This window comes from Dactylosporangium sp. NPDC000244 (assembly GCF_040300725.1).
GTDB lineage: Bacteria > Actinomycetota > Actinomycetes > Mycobacteriales > Micromonosporaceae > Dactylosporangium.
The window spans coordinates 220,013-238,706 of sequence record NZ_JBEPEH010000018.1 but is presented as its reverse complement, the minus strand read 5'-3'; the positions used below and the strand labels follow the sequence as shown (position 1 = coordinate 238,706).

The 18,694-nt window shown below is 72.9% G+C and carries 23 protein-coding genes; 15 read left to right on the top strand and 8 right to left on the bottom strand.

The window, feature by feature from the left end; translation table 11 throughout:
* The first annotated feature begins 412 nt into the window (after positions 1 to 412).
* Genes ABT369_RS26330 through ABT369_RS26320 form a run of 3 tightly spaced genes read left to right on the top strand, consistent with a single transcriptional unit; the run spans position 413 to position 3,031 of the window.
* The gene (locus ABT369_RS26330; RefSeq protein WP_350615773.1) at positions 413 to 1,477 is read left to right on the top strand and encodes a hypothetical protein; all 1,065 of its coding nucleotides are present in this window, start codon (positions 413 to 415) and stop codon (positions 1,475 to 1,477) included.
* 16 nt (positions 1,478 to 1,493) lie between these two features.
* A complete protein-coding gene (locus tag ABT369_RS26325) occupies positions 1,494 to 2,039 on the top strand; it encodes an RNA polymerase sigma factor (protein ID WP_350615771.1) in 546 nt (181 codons plus the stop codon).
* Positions 2,036 to 3,031, top strand: a complete 996-nt coding sequence (locus ABT369_RS26320; protein WP_350615770.1) for a hypothetical protein — start codon at positions 2,036 to 2,038, stop codon at positions 3,029 to 3,031. The genes ABT369_RS26325 and ABT369_RS26320 overlap by 4 nt, the downstream gene beginning before the upstream one ends.
* Positions 3,032 to 3,118: 87 nt before the next feature.
* Here the strand turns inward: ABT369_RS26320 and ABT369_RS26315 are convergent, their stop codons facing one another.
* Positions 3,119 to 3,688: a dihydrofolate reductase family protein gene (locus ABT369_RS26315; protein WP_350615768.1), complete on the bottom strand. Its 570-nt coding sequence runs from the start codon at positions 3,686 to 3,688 to the stop codon at positions 3,119 to 3,121.
* 113 nt (positions 3,689 to 3,801) lie between these two features.
* Between ABT369_RS26315 and ABT369_RS26310 the strand changes: the two genes are divergently transcribed.
* The 4 genes from ABT369_RS26310 to ABT369_RS26295 are packed head-to-tail and all read left to right on the top strand — an operon-like array spanning position 3,802 to position 5,709.
* Positions 3,802 to 4,140 carry a PadR family transcriptional regulator gene (locus ABT369_RS26310; protein ID WP_350615766.1) on the top strand — a complete coding sequence of 113 codons (339 nt, stop codon included), beginning with the start codon at positions 3,802 to 3,804 and terminating at the stop codon, positions 4,138 to 4,140.
* Complete coding sequence (locus ABT369_RS26305) at positions 4,137 to 4,829, top strand: hypothetical protein (protein WP_350615765.1); 693 nt, start codon at positions 4,137 to 4,139, stop codon at positions 4,827 to 4,829. The genes ABT369_RS26310 and ABT369_RS26305 overlap by 4 nt, the downstream gene beginning before the upstream one ends.
* Complete coding sequence (locus ABT369_RS26300; RefSeq protein WP_350615763.1) at positions 4,757 to 5,194, top strand: hypothetical protein; 438 nt, start codon at positions 4,757 to 4,759, stop codon at positions 5,192 to 5,194. The genes ABT369_RS26305 and ABT369_RS26300 overlap by 73 nt, the downstream gene beginning before the upstream one ends.
* A 44-nt stretch (positions 5,195 to 5,238) precedes the next feature.
* Positions 5,239 to 5,709: an HAD domain-containing protein gene (locus ABT369_RS26295; protein WP_350615783.1), complete on the top strand. Its 471-nt coding sequence runs from the start codon at positions 5,239 to 5,241 to the stop codon at positions 5,707 to 5,709.
* On the opposite strand, the gene ABT369_RS26290 is transcribed toward ABT369_RS26295, so the two are convergent.
* The gene (locus ABT369_RS26290; protein ID WP_350615761.1) at positions 5,706 to 6,350 is read right to left on the bottom strand and encodes an SRPBCC family protein; all 645 of its coding nucleotides are present in this window, start codon (positions 6,348 to 6,350) and stop codon (positions 5,706 to 5,708) included. The genes ABT369_RS26295 and ABT369_RS26290 overlap by 4 nt on opposite strands.
* The gene (locus ABT369_RS26285) at positions 6,347 to 6,691 is read right to left on the bottom strand and encodes an ArsR/SmtB family transcription factor (RefSeq protein WP_350615759.1); all 345 of its coding nucleotides are present in this window, start codon (positions 6,689 to 6,691) and stop codon (positions 6,347 to 6,349) included. The genes ABT369_RS26290 and ABT369_RS26285 overlap by 4 nt, the downstream gene beginning before the upstream one ends.
* Before the next feature lie 82 nt (positions 6,692 to 6,773).
* Between ABT369_RS26285 and ABT369_RS58015 the strand changes: the two genes are divergently transcribed.
* The gene (locus tag ABT369_RS58015; protein WP_502891823.1) at positions 6,774 to 7,064 is read left to right on the top strand and encodes a ribosomal protein L7/L12; all 291 of its coding nucleotides are present in this window, start codon (positions 6,774 to 6,776) and stop codon (positions 7,062 to 7,064) included.
* Between the two features lie 30 nt (positions 7,065 to 7,094).
* Here the strand turns inward: ABT369_RS58015 and ABT369_RS26275 are convergent, their stop codons facing one another.
* The 3 genes from ABT369_RS26275 to ABT369_RS26265 form a co-directional block, all read right to left on the bottom strand.
* The gene (locus ABT369_RS26275; RefSeq protein WP_350615758.1) at positions 7,095 to 7,289 is read right to left on the bottom strand and encodes a hypothetical protein; all 195 of its coding nucleotides are present in this window, start codon (positions 7,287 to 7,289) and stop codon (positions 7,095 to 7,097) included.
* A gap of 98 nt (positions 7,290 to 7,387) precedes the next feature.
* The gene (locus tag ABT369_RS26270; protein WP_350615756.1) at positions 7,388 to 8,065 is read right to left on the bottom strand and encodes a FadR/GntR family transcriptional regulator; all 678 of its coding nucleotides are present in this window, start codon (positions 8,063 to 8,065) and stop codon (positions 7,388 to 7,390) included.
* Between the two features lie 43 nt (positions 8,066 to 8,108).
* A complete protein-coding gene (locus tag ABT369_RS26265; RefSeq protein ID WP_350615754.1) occupies positions 8,109 to 9,221 on the bottom strand; it encodes a C45 family autoproteolytic acyltransferase/hydrolase in 1,113 nt (370 codons plus the stop codon).
* A gap of 131 nt (positions 9,222 to 9,352) precedes the next feature.
* On the opposite strand from ABT369_RS26265, the gene ABT369_RS26260 reads away from it, so the two are divergent.
* Complete coding sequence (locus ABT369_RS26260) at positions 9,353 to 10,315, top strand: acetylxylan esterase (protein ID WP_350615752.1); 963 nt, start codon at positions 9,353 to 9,355, stop codon at positions 10,313 to 10,315.
* The gene (locus ABT369_RS26255) at positions 10,312 to 11,256 is read left to right on the top strand and encodes an amidohydrolase family protein (protein ID WP_350615751.1); all 945 of its coding nucleotides are present in this window, start codon (positions 10,312 to 10,314) and stop codon (positions 11,254 to 11,256) included. The genes ABT369_RS26260 and ABT369_RS26255 overlap by 4 nt, the downstream gene beginning before the upstream one ends.
* Here ABT369_RS26255 and ABT369_RS26250 read toward each other — a convergent pair.
* Complete coding sequence (locus tag ABT369_RS26250) at positions 11,207 to 12,565, bottom strand: IS1634 family transposase N-terminal domain-related protein (RefSeq protein ID WP_350615749.1); 1,359 nt, start codon at positions 12,563 to 12,565, stop codon at positions 11,207 to 11,209. The genes ABT369_RS26255 and ABT369_RS26250 overlap by 50 nt on opposite strands.
* A gap of 317 nt (positions 12,566 to 12,882) precedes the next feature.
* Between ABT369_RS26250 and ABT369_RS26245 the strand changes: the two genes are divergently transcribed.
* Genes ABT369_RS26245 through ABT369_RS26235 form a run of 3 tightly spaced genes read left to right on the top strand, consistent with a single transcriptional unit; the run spans position 12,883 to position 15,969 of the window.
* Entirely contained in the window at positions 12,883 to 14,184 is a 1,302-nt protein-coding gene (locus ABT369_RS26245) for an extracellular solute-binding protein (RefSeq protein ID WP_350615747.1), read from the top strand.
* 4 nt (positions 14,185 to 14,188) lie between these two features.
* Positions 14,189 to 15,148: a carbohydrate ABC transporter permease gene (locus ABT369_RS26240; RefSeq protein WP_350615745.1), complete on the top strand. Its 960-nt coding sequence runs from the start codon at positions 14,189 to 14,191 to the stop codon at positions 15,146 to 15,148.
* A complete protein-coding gene (locus ABT369_RS26235; protein ID WP_350615743.1) occupies positions 15,145 to 15,969 on the top strand; it encodes a carbohydrate ABC transporter permease in 825 nt (274 codons plus the stop codon). Before ABT369_RS26240 ends, ABT369_RS26235 begins: the two co-directional genes overlap by 4 nt.
* Before the next feature lie 11 nt (positions 15,970 to 15,980).
* Here ABT369_RS26235 and ABT369_RS26230 read toward each other — a convergent pair whose 3' ends face one another.
* A complete protein-coding gene (locus tag ABT369_RS26230) occupies positions 15,981 to 16,736 on the bottom strand; it encodes a GntR family transcriptional regulator (protein WP_350615741.1) in 756 nt (251 codons plus the stop codon).
* Positions 16,737 to 16,872: 136 nt separating this feature from the next.
* Here ABT369_RS26230 and ABT369_RS26225 point away from each other — a divergent pair, with 136 nt between their 5' ends.
* On the top strand, positions 16,873 to 17,721 hold the full coding sequence (locus tag ABT369_RS26225; protein ID WP_350615739.1) for a cupin domain-containing protein: 849 nt from the start codon (positions 16,873 to 16,875) through the stop codon (positions 17,719 to 17,721).
* Positions 17,714 to 18,679, top strand: a complete 966-nt coding sequence (locus ABT369_RS26220; protein WP_350615737.1) for an ROK family protein — start codon at positions 17,714 to 17,716, stop codon at positions 18,677 to 18,679. Before ABT369_RS26225 ends, ABT369_RS26220 begins: the two co-directional genes overlap by 8 nt.
* The last annotated feature ends 15 nt before the right edge of the window (positions 18,680 to 18,694 follow it).

Here is an 18,694-nt window from a genome sequence, read left to right as displayed (position 1 = left end):
TGCAGCTGGTCCAGCGAGCCCTGCTCCTGACCGGCCTCGTAGTGGCCGTAGTCGACGTCGCCGTGACCCGTGTCGCCCATGTCGTAGTCGCTCATCGTGCTCTCCCCTGGAAGTCGTTGTCGCTGTTTGCGTCGCTGTTGAGGAATACGTTACGGAGTCCCGGCGGCCGTCGAATCCCGGAAACGTGCCACTGCCGCGGGCACCCCTCGTGGCCGGTCGCAGCGGCGGCCGGGGGCGACGCCAAGGTCGGCGGAAGGCAACGGCCACGTCGGCGATCACGGCCATCGGGCCGGCGGTCGCGCGCGGCGTGCTCGAGCGTGGCATGGCCCCGGGGCGAAGTGGGGCTGCCCCCCGAGCGAATTCGGCGGCCAACCGCAGTGCCTGAGGGGCGCCCGCCCGGGAGCCTGGAGACATGCCGCGGATGCGTGTCCTCAAGGGGCTGCTCGTCGCCGTGATGCTGGCCGGCACCGCGGTGGCCGGGGGCGCCACGGGGGCCGGCGCCGTCGAGACGGTACGACGGCCGGGTTTCGCCTCCGCGCCGTCACTCGCGCAACGCTGGGCCCCCATCCACCACCAGGACGTGGACGCGCACGGGCGCCATGCCGCGGGCGGGCGCGCCGACGAGATCACCCGGGTGGACTTCGACGGCAACTGGGACGCGCGGGACAACTGGGAGCACGCGGGGGATTTCCCGGCCGCGGCGTACGCGTACGCCTCGGTGGTCGAGACGCGCACCCACTGGTTCCTGACGTACCTGTTCTTCCACGCGCGGGACTGGACGAACCGGCCGTTCTTCGACTCCGAGCACGAGAACGACGCCGAGGGGGTGCTGCTGGCCGTGGCCAAGGACGGCACGCCGTACGGGCGGCTGCGCGCGGCGGTCACCGTTGCGCACGCGGACTTCCTCTCCTACGTACCGGACGGCAGCCCGTGGCGCGGCGGCGGGGAGACGGTCGACGGGACGCTGCCGATGCAGCGCTCGACCCGCGACGGGCTCCCGCACCCGGTGACCGAGCAGGAGGCGCACGGGCACGGGCTGCGGGCGTACCGCGGCCGCTCCGGCGGTGTCGTCTACTACCCGGCGCCGGCGGCCGAGGTGCCGCGCGGCCCGCACGACACCGACGTGGGCTACGCGCTCATCGACATCTTCGCCCCGGGCGGGCTCTGGGACCGCCGGGGCGACCCGGCGCTGTTCGCGGCGCCCGGGACGTTCGCCGGGGACGCGCCCCGCTCCGGCCGCGGCGCCTGCGGACACGGGACGTTCCGGTGCACGACGAACGCCGCGCACGCGCCGTGGGGCTGGGACGACCACGACGACCGGCCCGGCCGCGGCGCGCTCGGGACCGACCCGGCCGGGGTGATGGCGGCGTACTTCACGATCCCCGAGCCGTTCGCCCGTGCATACACTCTCAACCCCTACGCGGCCCCGGCCGGCGCCCCCGCGCGAACACTTTTGCCGGCTCCGGCGAACCAGTGATGTGAGGGAGACGGACTTGGCACCACCGGAGACCGACGCCGACCTGCTCCAGGACCGGTTCGCAGAGGTCTTCGACCGCCACTACGAGCACATCTACGCCTACGCCGCGCGCCGTCTCGGCCCCGATCTCGCCGAGGACGTGGCGTCGGAGACGTTCCTGGTCGCCTACGACCGGCGGGCCGGGTTCGATCCGGCGCGCGGCGAGGTGCGCCCGTGGCTGTACGGCATCGCATCCAACCTGATCATGCGCCACTCCCGGGCGGAGGCGCGCCGCTACAAGGCCCTCGCCCGCAGCGCCGAGCCGGACGCGGGGCCGGACGAGGCCGAGCTGGTGCCGGGCCGGGTCGACGCGGACGGGGCCCGGCCCCGGCTCGCCGCCGCCCTCAACCGGCTGTCACTGGCCGACCGCGACGTGCTGCTGCTCGTCGCGTGGGCCGGGCTCACCCAGCAGGAGGCGGCCGCGGCTCTGGGCATCCCGCCCGGCACCGCGCGCTCCCGGCTGCACCGGGCCCGGCGAGAGATGCGCAAGGCCCTGGACACCGATTCGGAGGAGTCGTCGTGATGGATGAGATGACCGCGCTGCGGGAGGCGTTCGGGCCCGACCCGCAGCCCGCCCCGCACACGCGTGACCGGGCCCGCGCGGCCCTGCTGCGGCACATGGAGCGCACACCGGAGCCGGCCGCCACGGCCGCCCCGGCCGCGGCGCGCGCGAGGCGCCGGTGGCCGCTGCGCGTGGCGCTCACGGCGGCCGCGGCCGCGGCGGTGATCGGCGTCGTGGCGGTGGAGAACCTCGGCACCGTGGACGACAGCGGCACCGGCTACAGCACCACCGGCCTGCCCTTCCCGCGGCCCGCGAGCGCCGCCGAGGTGCTCACGAACGCGGCCTGGGCCGCGACCCGCAAGCCGTGGACCGACCCGCGCCCGGACCAGTTCATGTACAACGAGAGCCGCGAGCTGCGCAACGAGCGCGCCTACGAGCAGCAGCACCCGAACGACCCGATCGTGCCCGGACACACCCGCACCCTCACGGTGCAGGAGTGGAAGCGCATCGACGGCAAGGTGATGGGCACCATGCAGGACGGCCGGCTCGAGGTCTACGAGCAGGGCGGCCAGGTCACCTGGGGGCAGCTCGACTACGACCAGCTCAAGCGGCTCGACACGCCCGACAAGGTGATCGCCTGGGACCGGGCGCCGAAGAACTTCGGCATCGACCTGGACCGGCTGATCGGGCAGTACGTGCTCCCGCCGCGGGTCGAGGCCGCCTTCTACGGCGCGCTCGCGAAGGGCGAGGGCGTGCTTCTCAACCCGGACGCGGTGAACCTCGACGGGCGGCCGGCGATCGGGCTCGGGCGGGTCAAAGAGGGGTACCTCGCGCAGGAGCTGCTGTTCGACCCCGACACGTACCGGCTGATCGGCGAGCGCGAGGTCGCCATCGCCGACCACCACAACACCGACGAGCACGGCGACGACGACTTCACGCCGGCGGGGGCGGTCTTCCGCCAGGTGATCTACACCCAGGCCGTCATCGTGGACAAGGTCGGCGACACGCGCTGACCCGGATTGACGCACGGTCAGGGAGTTGGCGAACTCCCTGACCGTGCTCGCGTGGCGGCGCCCTCGTCGAGGACGTGAGCGCGCCGATCAGCACCCGTTGACGAGCCGGTAGCGCGTCACCACCACCCCGCGGTCGAGCGTGCGGGACTGCTCGGTGCGCAGGTTGAGCCGCCGCGGCGGACGGGCGAAGAGCGGGCGCCCGCCGCCGAGCACCACGGGATGCACCGCGATGTGGTACTCGTCGACGAGCCCGGCCTCGGTCAGCGCCGCGGCCAGCGCCGCCCCGCCGGTGAGCAGGATGTCGCCGCCTTCCTCGGCCTTGAGCGCGGCGATCTCGCCGGGCAGATCGTCACGGATCACGCGGTCGGTCCAGTCGTCGCCCGCATGGGTGCGCGAGCACACGACCTTGGGCGTGGCCCGCCAGAACGGGGCGAAGGCCGCCGTGTGCGGCGAGTCGTCCATCGACTCCGCCGTCGGCCAGAAGCCGACCATCATGTCCCAGACCGGCCGGCCGTACAGCAGGATGCCGACGCGTTCGTCGAGCCCCTCCGAGTACGCCGAGAGCTCCGGGCCCATCGAGGGCCAGTCGAACTCGCCGTCCGGCCCGTCGATGAAGCCGTCGACGGAGGTGTGCACCCAGTAGATGAGGTTTCTCATGCCAGTCGGTCGGAGCCGGGCATCCCGGTTCGACATGCCCGGCGGAGGAAATCGCGGGCCCACTCCCGGCCGCCGATCTAGTTATATATCTGGTTCCGTTATATGCTCGAGGCATGCCTCTCAAGGAGTCGGCGTTCCTCATCCTCTCGGCACTCGCGGCCGAGCCCACGCACGGCTACGGGATCATGAAAGACGTCGAGCAGCAGTCCGGCGGGGCGGTGCGGCTGCGCCCCGGCACCCTCTACGCGGTCCTCGCCGAACTGGTCGACGGCGGCCTCATCGAGGTCGACAGCGAGGAGGTCGTGCAGTCGCGGCTGCGGCGCAACTACCGGCTCACGGCGCCCGGGGCACGACAGCTCGCCACCGAGGCCGACCGGCGCCGCGCCGCGGCCGACACCGCGGGGCGCCGGCTGCGCACCAGCGGCCTGCTCGCCGGCGGAGGTGCGGCATGACGACACCGCTGGAGGCCCGCTACGAGCGGCTGTTGCGGGTGTACCCGGCCGCGTTCCGCCGGGCGCACGGCGAGGACATGCTCACCACGATGCTCGCCGACGCCGGGGACGGGCAGCGCTGGCCGCGGCCCGGCGACGCCGCCGACATCGTGCTGCACGGCCTGCGGCTGCGGCTGTCGCGGCGCTCCGGCGGCGGGCTGCTCGGCGGGGGCTGGGCCGACGCGTGCGCGCTGATCGGCCCGCTCGCCGTGGTCACGCTGTTCACCTTCCGGCTCACCGGGGTGCTGCGCGGGCCGCATCCCGGCTCCGCGCCGCTGCTGCAGACGGCCGCCTGGGCGCTCGTGGCCGTGGCCGCGTTCGCCGGACTGCGCCGCGGCGCGGCCGTGCTCGGCTGGGTCGCGCTGCTCGCCGAGGTGGCGCCGCCCGTGCGGCAGTTCACGTCCGATCCGGTGCCGGTGGTGTACGGCCTGTGGTGGTCCGTCCTCGCGCTCGTCGCCGCCGTGGCGCTCACGGCCGCCGGGCCGCGCCGCCCGTGGGCCGTGGCCGGGACGCGCCGGTTCGCCGTGCTCGTGGCCGCGCCCTCGTCGTCGGCGCGGTCGGGGTCCTCGGCTCCGGGATGCTCGTCGCCGAGAACGCCGGCTTCAGCGCGTTCTACCTCGAGGACCTGTTCCGCCCCGAGACGTACGTGACCAGCTACACCGGCCTCGAGGCGTCCAACGCCGCCGAGCTGGACCTCATGCTGCTCGCGGTCGCGGTCGCCCTGCTCGCCGGGCTCGTCGCGGCCGTGCGGCTGCCCGGGCCGATCCGGCGCCGCCTGCTCGTGGCCGCCGCGCCGGTCCTCACCATGGCGGCGCTCGTGAACTTCACCTTCAACGGCTGGGCGGTGTCCGCCGTCCACATGGGACACAACATCCCGCTCGTCACCGGGCAGTGGGCCGCGCTCGTCCTGCTGCCGCTGCTCGCGTTCCTCCTCGGCGCCCAGTGGGCGCGCCGCCGCGACGAGACCATGCGCCTCGCCGCCCTCGGCGCCGCCACGGAACGCGAGCAACCCTGAACCCCGCCGGCACCGAGGACCCGGCGGCCGAGCGCGCCCGGCCGCTGGTGTTCCTCGACGTCGACGGGCCGATCGTCCCCCTCGCCCGGCGCACCCGCGCACCGCACCCGGCCGCCGGGGCGGCGGCCGAGCGCTTCGGCAACCCGCTGCTCGAACGCGTCGACCCCGGCGACGGGCCGCGGCTGCTCGCGCTCGGCGGCGAGCTCGTCTGGGCGACCACCTGGGCCGAGGACGCCAACGAGGTCATCGCGCCGCTGCTCGGCCTGCCGCCGCTGCCCGTCGTCGCGTGGTCGGAGTCGTCCGCGGCACCCGCGGACGGCCGGCACTGGAAGACGGACGACCTCCTCGCCTGGGCGGCCGGGCGCCCGTTCGTATGGGTCGACGACGAGATCACCGCCGCCGACCGGCGCTGGGTCGCCCGGCACCACCCGGCCCCGGCCCTGCTGCACCGCGTCGACGGCCGGTCGGGGCTGACGGCGGCGGACTTCGAGGCGATCCGCGCCTGGGCGGGCTAGCCCTGCGGTGCGAGGGTGCCCTTCGCGAATGCCACCGCCGCGGCCAGGTCGTCGTCGCTCGTCCCCCACGCGGCCTGGACCGCCACGCCCCACGCCTCGCAGCTGCGCGCCGCGAACGCCTGCACCTCGGGGCGGCCCGCCCACGCCGCCGGGTCGTACTCGGTGCCGGTGAGGTGCAGGTGGAGCCCGACGAGAGCCAGGTCCCAGCCCTCGCCGATGCCGATGGTCATGCCCGGCCCGTACTGGCGCACCAGCTCGTCGACGATCTCGCCCGGCGAGGCGTGCTCGAGCTCGAGCAGCGTCCGGTCGCCGTCCGCCGGGCTCAGGCGCAGCTCCACCTCGGTCGCCATGCCCTCGCCCATCGTCCACGTGACGCGCAGCAGGCTCGGCGCCTCGCAGCGCAGGATCTCGCCGCCGGCGTTGCCCTGCAGCTGGTACTTGCCGCCGAGGCGCAGGTCGCCCTCCACGGGCGCGAGCCAGCGGGCCAGGCGCGCCGGGTCGGTGCAGGCATCCCAGACGTCCTCGACGGCCGCGTCGTAGGTGCGGCGCAGCAGCAGCGAACGCCCGGCGCCGCCGCCGGACAGCCCGGCGGTGCCGAGCTCGCGGTGGGTGGCGTTGATCTGGTGCACAAGGTCGATCACGGATGCTCCTCGTCTCGGTCGCGTTGTCGTTTGCCGCGGGCCAGCTCCGTGGCCAGGGCGTCGAGCCGCTGGCTCCAGAAGCCGCGGAACTGCTCGAGCCAGGCGTCGACCTCCCGCAGCGGGGCGGCGTCCACGGCGTACAGGCGGCGGGTGCCGTCCGCGCGCACGGTGGCGAACCCCGACTCGCGCAGCACCTTGAGGTGCTGGGAGACGGCCGGCTGGGAGATGCCGAACTCGGCCCGGACGGTCTCGCTGACCGCCCCGGCGGGCCGTTCACCGGCGGCGAGCAGCTCCAGAATCCGCCGGCGGACCGGGTCGCCCAGGACGTCGAACGCGTGCACGGACCAAGAGTGTCACCACCTGCTTATATAAGTCAAGCCTGAAATAGCGGCGGTGCGGTTGAATGACGGGATGGAGTGGATAGTGCCGTTGGGCTTCTTCGTGGTCCTGCTGCTCGCCCTGACCCTGCGCCGCGGCGGCCCCGACCCGTCCACGGAGCGGCGCCTGGCCGCGATCGAGCGCAAGCTGGACCTGATCATGGAGAACCTGGGCATCCAGGAGCCGGTTCCGGACGTGAACCCGATGGTGCTGCAGGAGCTGCAGCAGGGCCGGAAGATCCAGGCGATCAAGGCGTACCGGGAGGCGACCGGCGTCGGCCTGAAGGAGGCCAAGGACGACGTCGAGGCGATCGGCCGCCGCTACGGCCTGATGTAGCGCCCCGGCCGGTCCCGGGCGGCGGGGCCGTCACGCCAGGTGCTGCTCCAGGACCTGGCCCGGCCACGCGTCGCCGCTCGGCAGCGTGACCGTGAAGGGGGTCGTCGCGGTGAGGCCCTGACGTTCGCACCAGCCCACCAGGGCCCGGTCGCCGCCCGCGTAGCAGTCCACGCGCAGCAGGGGCAGGCCCCGGAGCACCGCCAGGCAGCGCGCGTCCCCGTGCACCGCGATCCCCGGCTTCTCCAGCCGCCCGCGGTCCAGTGGTAGGGGTCGGCCGCGCGGCGGGCGGCGCGCCGGCGACGTCTCCCGGCCGCCGGTGGCGGCTACCTGCGGCGGGCGGGCCCGGTCACGGTGTCCTCCACGGCGGCCAGGTGCAGCTTCATCGCGTCGGCCGCCGCGGTGGCGTCGCGCTTGGAGATGGCGGCGAGGATCGCGTCGTGCTCATCGGCCGCCTGGCTCGCCCGGCCCGGCACGGCGGCCGCGGCGATGGCCTGCTCCTGCAGCACCGAGCGGAGCTCCGAGACCAGCCGGGGGAACAGCGGGTTGGCGGTCGCGGTGGCGATGGCGACGTGGAAGTCGGCGTCGATGCCGACCCGGATGGAGGGGTCCTGCTCCTCCCGGAAGCGCACGAGCAGCGCGGTCATCGCCTTGAGGTCGGTCCGCGAGCGGCGCTCGGCCGCGAGGGCGGCCAGGGGCACCTCCAGCGTCCGGCGGACCTCGTGCAGGTCGCGGGGAAGGTACTTGCCGGTCAGCAGCTGCGACGGCGCGAACTGGGCGTCGACGAAGGTGCCCTTGCCGGCGTAGGACCGGGTGAGACCGAGCGCGTTCACGCTGTGCAGCGCCTCCCGGATCACCGAACGGCTGACCGCGAACGACTTGGACAGCTCGGCCTCGGAAGGCAGCCGCTGGCCCACCGCGAACTCACCCGACTCGATGAGTTCGATGAGCTGCGATCGCACGTGGTCCGCGGCGGTGCGCTGCGCGACGGGGATCACCTTCACGGCTGCCAGGTTAACAGCCTGTCTGGCAGCCGGCCGGTCAGAACTAGGCATCGATACGCACCGGCGCCGACCAGGCCGACTCGCACGGGTTGCCGGCGGCGTACACCAGCGAGCGGGCGCCAAGATCCATCACGATGCCGGCGATGGTGCAGGTGCGCTCGGCGGCCGGCTGGGCCGCGTCCGGGTGCTGGCACACGCTGTACGGCGCGTCCGCGTGGTCGGCCAGCGCCTCCTGCAGGCTCCCGACCGTGTGTCGTTCGTGTTGCCGCACGCGCGCGGTCAGGTGGTGCAGCCGGTTGCGCGTGTGGGCCTTGCGTTCGAGGTAGCGGTCCACCCCCGTGAGGCCGTCGACCAGGAAGTGGTTGGCGTGCGTGACCGCGCCGTCGACGGGCGCGATCACGCCGCACGGGCCGTCGCCCGGCCCGGTCTCCACGTCCGCGCAGAACCCGCCCGCGTCGGCGATGAGGTAGTTCGCGGAGTTCGCCCGCGACGCGGACTGGACCCGCTGGGCGGCCTCCGCGCCGCTGTCGCTGTCGAGCACCGAGCGCAGCAGCACGTGGTACGGGACGCCGAAGCGGCCTTCGTCGCCGTCCGAGATGAGGGTGTTGGTGCACAGGCCGACCCCGCTGGCGTTGACGCCGACCTTCGCGAGCATCCCGGCCTCCACGACGGTGACGAAGTCGGGGCCGTCGTCGCGCAGCACCCGGAGCACGATCGCGGTGTGCCGGGCCCCCTCGATCCAGTCCCAGTTCTGGCCCATGAGCACGGTGCCGGAGACCGTGCGGGCGGGGGTCAGCGCGAACGACGTGCACTCGGTGGACGCCACGGCCCGGGCCCGTCCGGGGGCGGCGAACATGATCTCGCTGCGGGTGTTCAGGGCCAGGATGTCGGCCACCTCGACACCGGCCCCGCGCGCGATGCCCCGGATCTCGCGCGCGGACGCCGGCGAGAAGTCCTCGATGGGACCGGCGAACCGCAGTCCGTGCCGGCGCACGGTCGCCCAGTCCCACGATGCGTAATGCCGGAACACGTCGGCGTAGGTCCGCAACGCGTGCTCGATCCGGGTCCTGGCGGCGATCCCGTACTGGTATCCCCGCGCTTCCGGGTCGCCCGTGACGGTCACGATGTCGTACCCGGAGGCAACTGTCCGCGCCATGCCCGCACCTCCACTTGGATGTCCTGCCTTCGCCCGGTCAGCAGGCTATCAGGTTGCATGACAGGTTGTCCTTCCCCGGCAGGGCCGTCCCCGCGTAGACTCCTGTCAGGCTGTCGGACAGGAGTAGCGCGATGCGGGTTGACCTACCCCTCGATCAACTGGTGCGGTACGAGTACCCGCACCCCGAGCCCGGGGACTTCGACGCCTTCTGGAGCCGGACCCTGCGCGAGCAGGGCGCCCACCCCCTCGATCCGCGGTTCGAGCCGGTGGACGCCCTGGTTCGGACCGTCGACGTGCACGACGTCACCTTCCGCGGGTACGCCGGGGACGAGGTGCGCGGGTGGCTGCTGCTGCCGCACGAGCGCACCGGCCCCCTGCCGCTGGTGGTGGAGTACCTGGGCTACGGCAGCGGGCGCGGGCACCCGGTCGAGTCGCTCGCCTACGCCAGTGCCGGCTTCGCGCACGCCGTCATGGACTCCCGCGGCCAGGGCAGCGCCGTGCGGGCCGGCCACACCGCGGACCCGCACGGGGCGGGCCCGTCCGCCCCCGGGTTCCTGACGCGGGACATCCTCGACCCCGAGCGGTACTACTACCGCCGCCTGTTCACCGACGCGTACCGGTTCGTCGATGCCGTGGCGACCCACGAGGCCGTGGCCCGCGACCGGATCGCGGTGACGGGGCGCAGCCAGGGTGGCGCCCTCGCGCTCGTGGCCGCCGGCCTGCGCGACGACGTCCGCCTGGCGATGCCGCACGTGCCGTTCCTGTCGGCCTTCCGGCGCGCGGTGGAGGTGACCGACCACAACCCGCACGGGGAGATCGTCAAGTGGCTGGCCACCCACCGCGGCTCGCAGGAGCGCGCCTTCGCGACGCTCGCCTACTTCGACGCCGTGTCCTTCGCCCGGCGAGCCGCCTGTCCGGGCCGCTTCTGCGTCGCCCTGCACGACGTGGTGAGCCCGCCTTCCACCGTTTTCGCCGCATACAATGCCTTTGCCGGGCCCAAGGAGATGACCGTGTGGCAGTTCAACGGCCATGAGGCGGGCGGGCCCGAAGACCTCCTTCGAACCATTCGCGCCGTCCGAGAGCTGGTGTCATGACCATCGTCGACTTTCATCACCACGCGCCGCTGGCGTCCTACGTCAGCCGGTTGACGGCGCTGGGCATCCAGGCGCAGCCGGGCGCCCCGTTCCCGGTGTGGGAACCGGCGGACTCGGTACGGATGATGGATCGGCTGGGCATCGACCTGGCCGTGCTGTCCGTCGCCTCGCCCGGCTTCTACTTCGGCGACCAGCCATTCACCACGGCCCTGTGCCGGGACACCAACGACGAGCTGACCGACGTGGTCCGCGACGGCGGTGGGCGCTTCGCGGCGGTCGCCTGCCTGCCGCTGCCCTCGGTCGACGCGGCGCTCGCCGAGGTCGAGCGGGTGTTCGACCGGCCGGAGTTCGTCGGCGTCGGCCTGCTCACCAGCTACGCCGGGTCGTACGTCGGCCATCCCAGGTTCGACGGCCTGCTGCAGGCCCTGGACGACCGCGGCGCGCTCGTCCACGTCCATCCGGTCCTGCCGGCCTGGTGGCCGGAGGGTGAGATCCCCCTCCGGCCGTCGGTCCTGGAGTACCTCTTCGACTCGACGCGCCTCATCACGAACCTGCTCCTCACCGACGTGCCGCGCCGGTTCCCGCGAATCCGGTGGGTCTTCTCGCACTGCGGCGGCGCGATGCCGGCCGTCGCCCCGCGCATGGTGCTCGCCGAGGGCATGCCGGAGCTCGCGGCCGTCGCCGAGCGGGGTGTCCTGGGCGCGCTGGCGGCGTTCCGCTACGACACCGCCCTGTCCCACACCGCGGCCGACCTCGGCGCACTGCTGTCCTTCATCGACGACACGCGCATCGTGCTCGGCACCGACTTCCCGTTCTCGTCGCTCGACGAGGTGGCCGGGCGTTTCACCCTCCTGGGCGAGTACCTCGGCGACACGCGGCGGTCGGCCGTGCTCAGCGGGAACGCCCGCGAGCTGCTCGGGGACCGGGAGCGGACGCGGTGACCCGGGCCGGCGGCTGGACGGACAGCGCCTGGTAGATGGCCGCCTGCTCGGGGCACAGCGGCGTGGTCTGGGTGACGGTGCCGCCCGGGCCGGCGAGGGTCACCTGGGCGACCCGCCCGAGCTGCCGCTCGATGGCTGGCCAGGTCCGGCCGCTGGCGTGCTCGGCGATCCGGGTCAGTAGCAGGGCCAGCCACCAGACCGGCACGTGCGCGCGGGCGGCCGGTCCGGGCAGCGGCCGGGTCCCGGGGTCCCGGCCGTTGCGCAGGTGCAGGTAGCCCAGGGCGACGTCCTCGGCGCTGAGGTGCGGGTCGGAGGTGGCGATGAGGTATCCGGCGCCGGTCTCGGCCCTGGCCTGCGCCGGGTCGCGGCAGACGACGAACCGGGTGTCCTGACTGTCGAGGCGGATCTCCCGCACGCGCAGGTTGCCGCGGACGGACCGGTGACGGCCGGGGCGGGACAAGGCCGCCTCGACGAGGCGGTCGCCGGCGCGCATCCGCATCCCGGCGATGTAGTGTCCGCCGTCGCGGCGCAGTCCGGCCAGGTCGTCCGCGCCGGAGAAGGCGCGCTCGACCACGGTGACGACCGGGCCCGGATGCCGGCGCAGCAGGTCGTCGCGGACCGCGGCCGCCACGGTGTCGTCGCCGGCGCCGACCGGCCGGCCCCAGCAGCGGACCGGGATGCCGTCCCTGGTCAGGGCCAGGCCGATGACGACGTGCTCCCCGTCGTCGCACTCGGCCCGGACGGTGTGGACGAACAACGGGCCGGACCGCTCGGCCACGGCGGGCAGCAGCGTCTCCTGCACCCGCGCCAGCGTGCCCGCGTCGGCGAGCAGGTCGAGCACCCGGCGCACCCGCCCATCGTCCATCGTGGACAGTCCGGGCACGACGGCCTCCGCGCGCACCCATTCGGCGGCCGGGGGCCCGCCCGGCGGGGCCACCGCCCGGTGGGCGACGAGCGCGAACAGCACCCGTTCCAGGCCGGTGCTGAACCGCCGCGCGCCGACGGCCGCGCGCACGGCCGCGCCCACGTCGAGGCGGCGCCACACCCCGTCGAGCAGCCAGGTCGTCCCGACGGTCCGGACGTCGACGACCTCCGCCGGCGCGGCGCCGGCCGGCTGCTCGACGCCGAAGTGCTTGCCGATCGACGCGGCCAGCCGCCGCAGCCCGGCCACGTCGAGCTGGTCGACCCGGCCCAGGCTCATCAGGACGTCCGGCTTGACCCGCCCGTCCACCCGCCGGTTGTGGGCCAGGGCGACATAGCGCACCACCGCGCCGTCGGCGTTGGTCCGCGACGTGAACCGCAGGAACATGCGTGAGACCAAACCATCCTTGACCTTCCAGCACAAGGTCAAGATACTGCGTCGTGTTACTACAACTTCTGCCCTTCCGAGCCGCTGACCAGCACAATCCGAGATCGAATACTCCCGCGTGTGTACCAAACCACGGGCCCCGGGCGCAAGGAGACTTCGTAACGAACCGAGCGGAGGCCCTTGCGATCCACCCGACCGCGGTGCACCCTGAGGGGCAACCTATAGGGCTGTCAGACAGCCGGGCAGGTCGACAGGTCCGGAGGCACCGCGTACCTCGCGCCTGGCAGGTCTTCGGTCCCCAGCAGAGGAGAGCAGCGATGCGTGCAAGGAACGTTTGGCGCGGCCGTGTCGCCGTGGCCATCGGGCTGGCCGGGGCCCTCGCCCTCGCGGCCTGCGGTGGGGCAAGCGACTCGGGCGCGAACAGCTCGGGCGAGATCAAGGGGACCATCGACTTCTGGATGGGCGACCCCATCGGCGACGCCCAGCAGCCGATCATGCAGAAGCTGGCGGACGACTACGCCGCCGCCCATCCGGGGACCAAGGTGAACCTCCGGTTCCTCGGCAAGGACGCACACCAGACGTACCTCACCTCGATCGCCGGCGGCAGCGTTCCCTGCGTCGCGCTGATCGGCAACACCTGGACCCCCGAGTTCGCGGCGCTCAACGCCCTCGACGTGTTCGCCGACGACCCCAAGACGCTGCAGGGCACCTACGTGCCCGGCATGATCGAGTCGACCATCTTCAAGGGCAAGTCCTACGCGGTCCCCTACGACACCGGCGTGCGCGCCCTGATCTACCGCAAGGACATGCTCGAGGCGATCGGCAAGACCTCGGCCCCCGCCACCTGGGACGAACTGCGCGAGGACGCCCTGGCCATCCAGGCGAAGCAGCAGGGCGTCAACGGGTTCGGCATCATCGGCGGCGCGCACTGGTACTACCTGCCGCTGATCTGGAACTGGGGCGGGGAGATCGCCAAGCAGAGCGGCGACAAGTGGGTCTCCGAGGCCGGATCGGCGCAGTCCGTCCAGGCGTTCCAGTTCTACGCCGACCTGCTGACCAAGGATCACCTGTCGCCCGCCGGGGCCTCAGCCTGGACCGCGGCCGACGTCGACAAGTCCATGGGGCTGGGCCAGACGGCGATGATGGTCGGCGGCTCGTGGGACCTGCGGACCATCCTCAAGCAGAGCCCCGATCTGGAGGGCAAGCTGGGCACGGCCGTGCTGCCCAAGGGCCCGGGCGGCAACAACGACACGTTCGCCGGCGGCAGCAACCTCGCGGTGTTCCGCGAGTGCGGCAACAAGGCCGTGGCGAAGGACTTCGTGAAGTTCATGATGAACAAGGACAACCTCGTGCCGGTCACCTCGAACCTGGGCCTGCTCCCGGCGACGAACGACGCGCTGGCCCAGGAGAAGGCCACCGGATCGTTCTCCGCGCCGCTGTTCAAGGCGTACGCCGACCAGGCCGACCACACCCGCTCCATCCCGCCGGTGGCCAGCTGGGGCAAGGTCGAGGGGGCCAACTCCATCGTCAACGCCATGCAATCGATCATGAGCGGCAAGAAGACGGCCGACGCCGCCATGCAGGAACTCGCGAATCAGGTGAACCAGGCCATTGGCTGAGAACGTGAAGACCACAGTCCGTCGCGCGGCGTCCCCGGCCACCCAGGGGGCGCCGCGCGAGCGGCGCTCACCACGCGGGCCGCGGGGCTTCGAGCGGCGATTCCTGCCGTGGGGTTTCCTGACACCGCTGCTGGCGGTGATCGCCGGCGCGGTCGGATACCCGGTCGTCCGCACGATCTGGCTCTCGTTCCACGACGGTGAGTACCTGCAGAGCGGGCCGTTCGTCGGGCTGCGCAACTACCGCGACATCTTCGCCGACCCGAACTACACGGCCGCCCTGCTGCGCACCACCCTGTTCGCGGTCGCGGTGGTCGCGACCACGATCCTGCTGAGCCTGGCCATCGCCCTGGTCCTGGACGCCGCACCCCGCGCGGCCAGGGTGCTCAGCGTCATCGTGCTGCTGCCGTGGGCCATGCCGCGGGTCGCGTCGGGCATCGTCTGGAAGTGGATGTTCGACGACCAGTACGGCGTGGTCAACTGGCTGCTGGTGCACTGGTTCGGCCTCGACTCGTTCGACGGCTACTCGTGGTTCAGCACCGGCACGCCGGCGATGGTCGCCATCACGGTCGCCGTGGTCTGGCACTCGGTGCCCTTCGTGGCGGTCTCCCTGTTCGCCGGGCTTCGCGGCACCCACGGCGAGGTGGTGGAGGCGGCCCGGGTCGACGGCGCCAGCGCCTGGCAGATCCTGCGCCGCATCCGGCTGCCGATGATCCGGCCCCTGCTCGTCGTGATGACCACGATCTCGACCATCTGGGCGTACCAGTCCTTCGACCACTTCCTGGTGATGACCACACCGCCCGGTGGCCCGGACCACTCGACCGAGGTGCTGTCCCTGCTGACCTGGCTCGAGGCCTTCGCCCAGCTCGACCAGGGCTCCGCCGCGGCCATGGCCGTGGTCCTGTTCCTCATGCTGGCCGCGGTGAGCGTGCTGTACGTCCGGCTCAACCGGGAGGACGCCCGATGACGTCTCTGCTGCGCCGCGGCGCGCTGTTCCTGCTCGTCGCGGTGATCGTGGTGAGCAGCCTGTTCCCGTTCTTCTGGATGCTGGTCACGTCGGTCAAGCCCGACAGCGAGCTGTTCACCCGCAGCCCCCGGTTCATCGTCACGTCACCGACCGTGCAGCGGTACACGCACCTGCTCGACGGCAACATCCCGACCCAGTTCCGCAACTCGCTCGTCGTCGCCGTGGCCACGACGGTGCTGACCGGCCTGATCGCCCTGCTGGCGGGGTACGCGCTGGCCCGCTACCGGCTGCGGACCCGGCACATCCTCACCGTCGTCATCCTCGTCACGCAGCTGCTGCCGCAGACGATCCTCGTCATCCCGCTGTTCACGCTGTTCCGCAACGCCGGCCTGCTCAACACGTTCCAGGGGCTGACCCTGAGCCACCTGGCCCTGACCGTGGGCCTGTGCACCTTCATGCTGCGCTCGTTCGTGGTGGAGATCCCGTTCGAGCTCGAGGAGGCCGCGCTGGTCGACGGGGCGAGCCGGCTGCGCGCCGTGTGGTCGATCGTGTTCCCGCTGGCGTGGCCGGGGCTGGCCGCGAGCTCCGTCTACGCGTTCATCACGTCGTGGAACGAGCTGATGTTCTCGGCGACGTTCATGCAGCGGCCCGCGATCGAGACGCTCCCGGTCGCCCTGCAGCAGTACTTCTCCAGCTACTACACCGACTGGGGCGGCGTGATGGCGGCGAGCGTGATCTTCACGATCCCCGTGGTGATCTTCTTCCTCGTGGTGCAGAAGCGGCTGATGCAGGGCATGGCCTCGGGCGCGATGAAGGGGTAGAGGATGACGGGCTAGAAGCGGAACAGGGATGCCTGGAACCGGTAGGCGTCCCCGCGGTACAGCTGGCGGCCCACGTCGAAGCACCGGTCGTGCTGGTCGAAGGTCTTCTGGTAGCCGACCAGCACCGGATCGCCGGGCGCGAGGCCGAGCAGCTTGGCCTCGCGCGCCTTGACCGCCTCCGCCGCGAGCTCGTAGTCGCACCGGCTGGCCGTGATGTCGTACCGGTCGCGCAGCACGTCGTAGAGCGACTGGCCGGTGAAGTCGACGTTCTCAAGGCCAGGGACCCGCGCGGCGTCGAGGCAGGAGTGGTCGACGCTGAGCGGCGACCCGTCCAGGAACCTGACCCGGCGCAGGTCCACCACCGGCTGGGCGGAGCCGATGCCCAGGACCTCCGCCTCGGCCAGGGTGGCCGGGCGAACCGTGACCCGCAGGACCCGGGCCGACACGGCCATGCCGCGCTCGCGGGCGACCTCGCTGAGCCCGCGCAGCCGGTTGGGCTCGTGCACGAGCCGGTTCTCGGCGACGAACCAGCCGCGCTGCGGCGACGGCACGATCCGCCCGGCGTCGGCCAGGGCGCTGAGCACCTGCCGCAGCGTCACCCGGCTGACCCCCAGCTCGGCGGCCAGGGTGCGTTCGCCGGGCAGCCGGGTGCCGGCCGGGAACTGCCCGACGGTCAGCGCTTCCTGGAGGACCCGGTAGGCCTCGACCGCGTTGTTGCGGCCCTCCACCCGGGCCGGGGAGACCTTGAGGTCGAGCGCCTTCACCACGGCAGCCACTCCTTGGTTCGTTCGTGTGCGCTGCATCCTAACGCCCTCGCCGCGCGGGCCGAATCGATTGACACGTCCGGACCGATCCTCCAAACTGGTCTAGAATATAGACCAGTTAGCCTCACGAGAGGGCGACATGACAGACGAGAGCATCCGTGAGCCGCAGATCCTCCGATACCGGGACCTCGAGCGGCGCACGTGGGGCGACGAGACCACCGGGCGGCTGTGCGACTGGTTCTACGCCGACGACGCGACGATGAACCTCAACATCGTCGGCATGCCACCGAACGGTTCCGCGATCTCCTCGCCCGAGCACCCCACCGTCTTCGGCGCGGACGAGCTCTTCTACGTGCTCGAGGGGCGCATGGTCCAGAGCAACCCGGTCACCGGCGAGGTCTTCGTCGTCAATCCGGGCGAGGCCATCTTCTTCCGCAAGGACACCTGGCACTACCAGTGGAACCACAGCGACGTGCAGCTGCGGATGCTCGAGTTCTTCCAGCCGGCGCCCAAGGCCGGCACGGGCGGCGCCTACGCGCGGGCCCAGCCGCCGCTCGACGGCCCGCCGAAGCAGGGCCAGGACGAGCTGCTCGGCAACTGGCCGATGGCCCGCGACACCCCGCGCGAGCGGACCACCTGGATGATCCGGGAGGCCGACATCCTCTGGCGCATGGAGGGCTCCACCCGGGGCCGCGAGATCCTCGTGGGCATCCTGGCCAGCACCGAGCACCTCACCGCCGGGAAGATGTCATTCCTGGGCGGCCAGCGCAGCGACGTGTACAGCCACGGCGCCGACAAGGTGATCTTCGTCGAGTCTGGCAACCTGCACGTCGAGCTGACCGGCACGAAGAAGTGGGTCGAGCTGGACCCCTGGGACGGGCTGCGCATTCCGGCCGGCACGCGGCACTCGTTCTACAACATGAGCCACGAGCCGGCCTCGTGCCTGTTCTCGGTGGCCGGCGAGTACCGGCCGGGCAGCGTTGCCTGACACCGCGGCCGGCGGCGGCCGCGACACCCTCGTGGCCGCCGTCGACTGGGGCGGGACCTGGATCAGGGTGGCGGCGGTGTCGGCCGGGCGCGTCGTGCGCAAGGACCGTCGCGCCAAGCCGCCGAGCCTGGCCGAGCAGTACACCACCGTCGCCGGCATGGTCCTGCGCACCACCTCGGGGCTCGCCCAGGCGCCGGCCGCGGTGGGCGTGGGCCTCGCGGGCGTGGTCCAGGACGGCGTCGTCGGCACCGCCCTCAACCTCGGCTTCACCGACGGCACCGACGTCGCGGCCGCCCTGCGCCCGCACCTGCCGCTGCCCACCTACCTGCTCAACGACGCGCAGGCCACGGCGCTGGGCGTGGCCGCGCGCTGGCCGCACGGGACGACCTGCGTCCTGACCATGGGCACCGGCATCGGCGGCGCGGTGATCAGGGACGGCTCGCTGGAGCCCGGGCTCGGCGGAGCCGGCGACTTCGGCCACGTGGTGATCGACGCCGGCGGCCCCCACTGCCCCTGCGGCGGCACGGGCTGCCTCGAGGCGCTGGTCTCCGGGCGGGTCCTGGCCGAGGCCGCGAACGTGCTCGCGGAGCAGGGGTCGAGTCCCCTGCTCGCCGCCCGCGCCCGCGGCGGACGCATGCTGCACGCCGGGGACCTGCGCGACGCCGCCGAGCACGGCGACGACCGGGCGGCAGGCGTGCTCGACCGGTCCGCGGCCGCCCTGGCCGCCGGCCTGCGCACGATCGTCGCGACGCATGATCCGCACCACATCGTCCTGGCCGGCGCGCCCCTGGCCCCGGACACGTGGTTCGGCCGGGCGGTGCGCACGCACTGGGACCGCACCCGGCCGCGCTGGGCCCGGACGCAGCTGCACCACGTCGGCGACGACGAGGACGCGGCACTGCTCGGGGCCGCGTCCTACGCACTCGGCCGGTCCACCGGGACGCGGCCGGGCTCCTGACGACCTTCCCCGCCG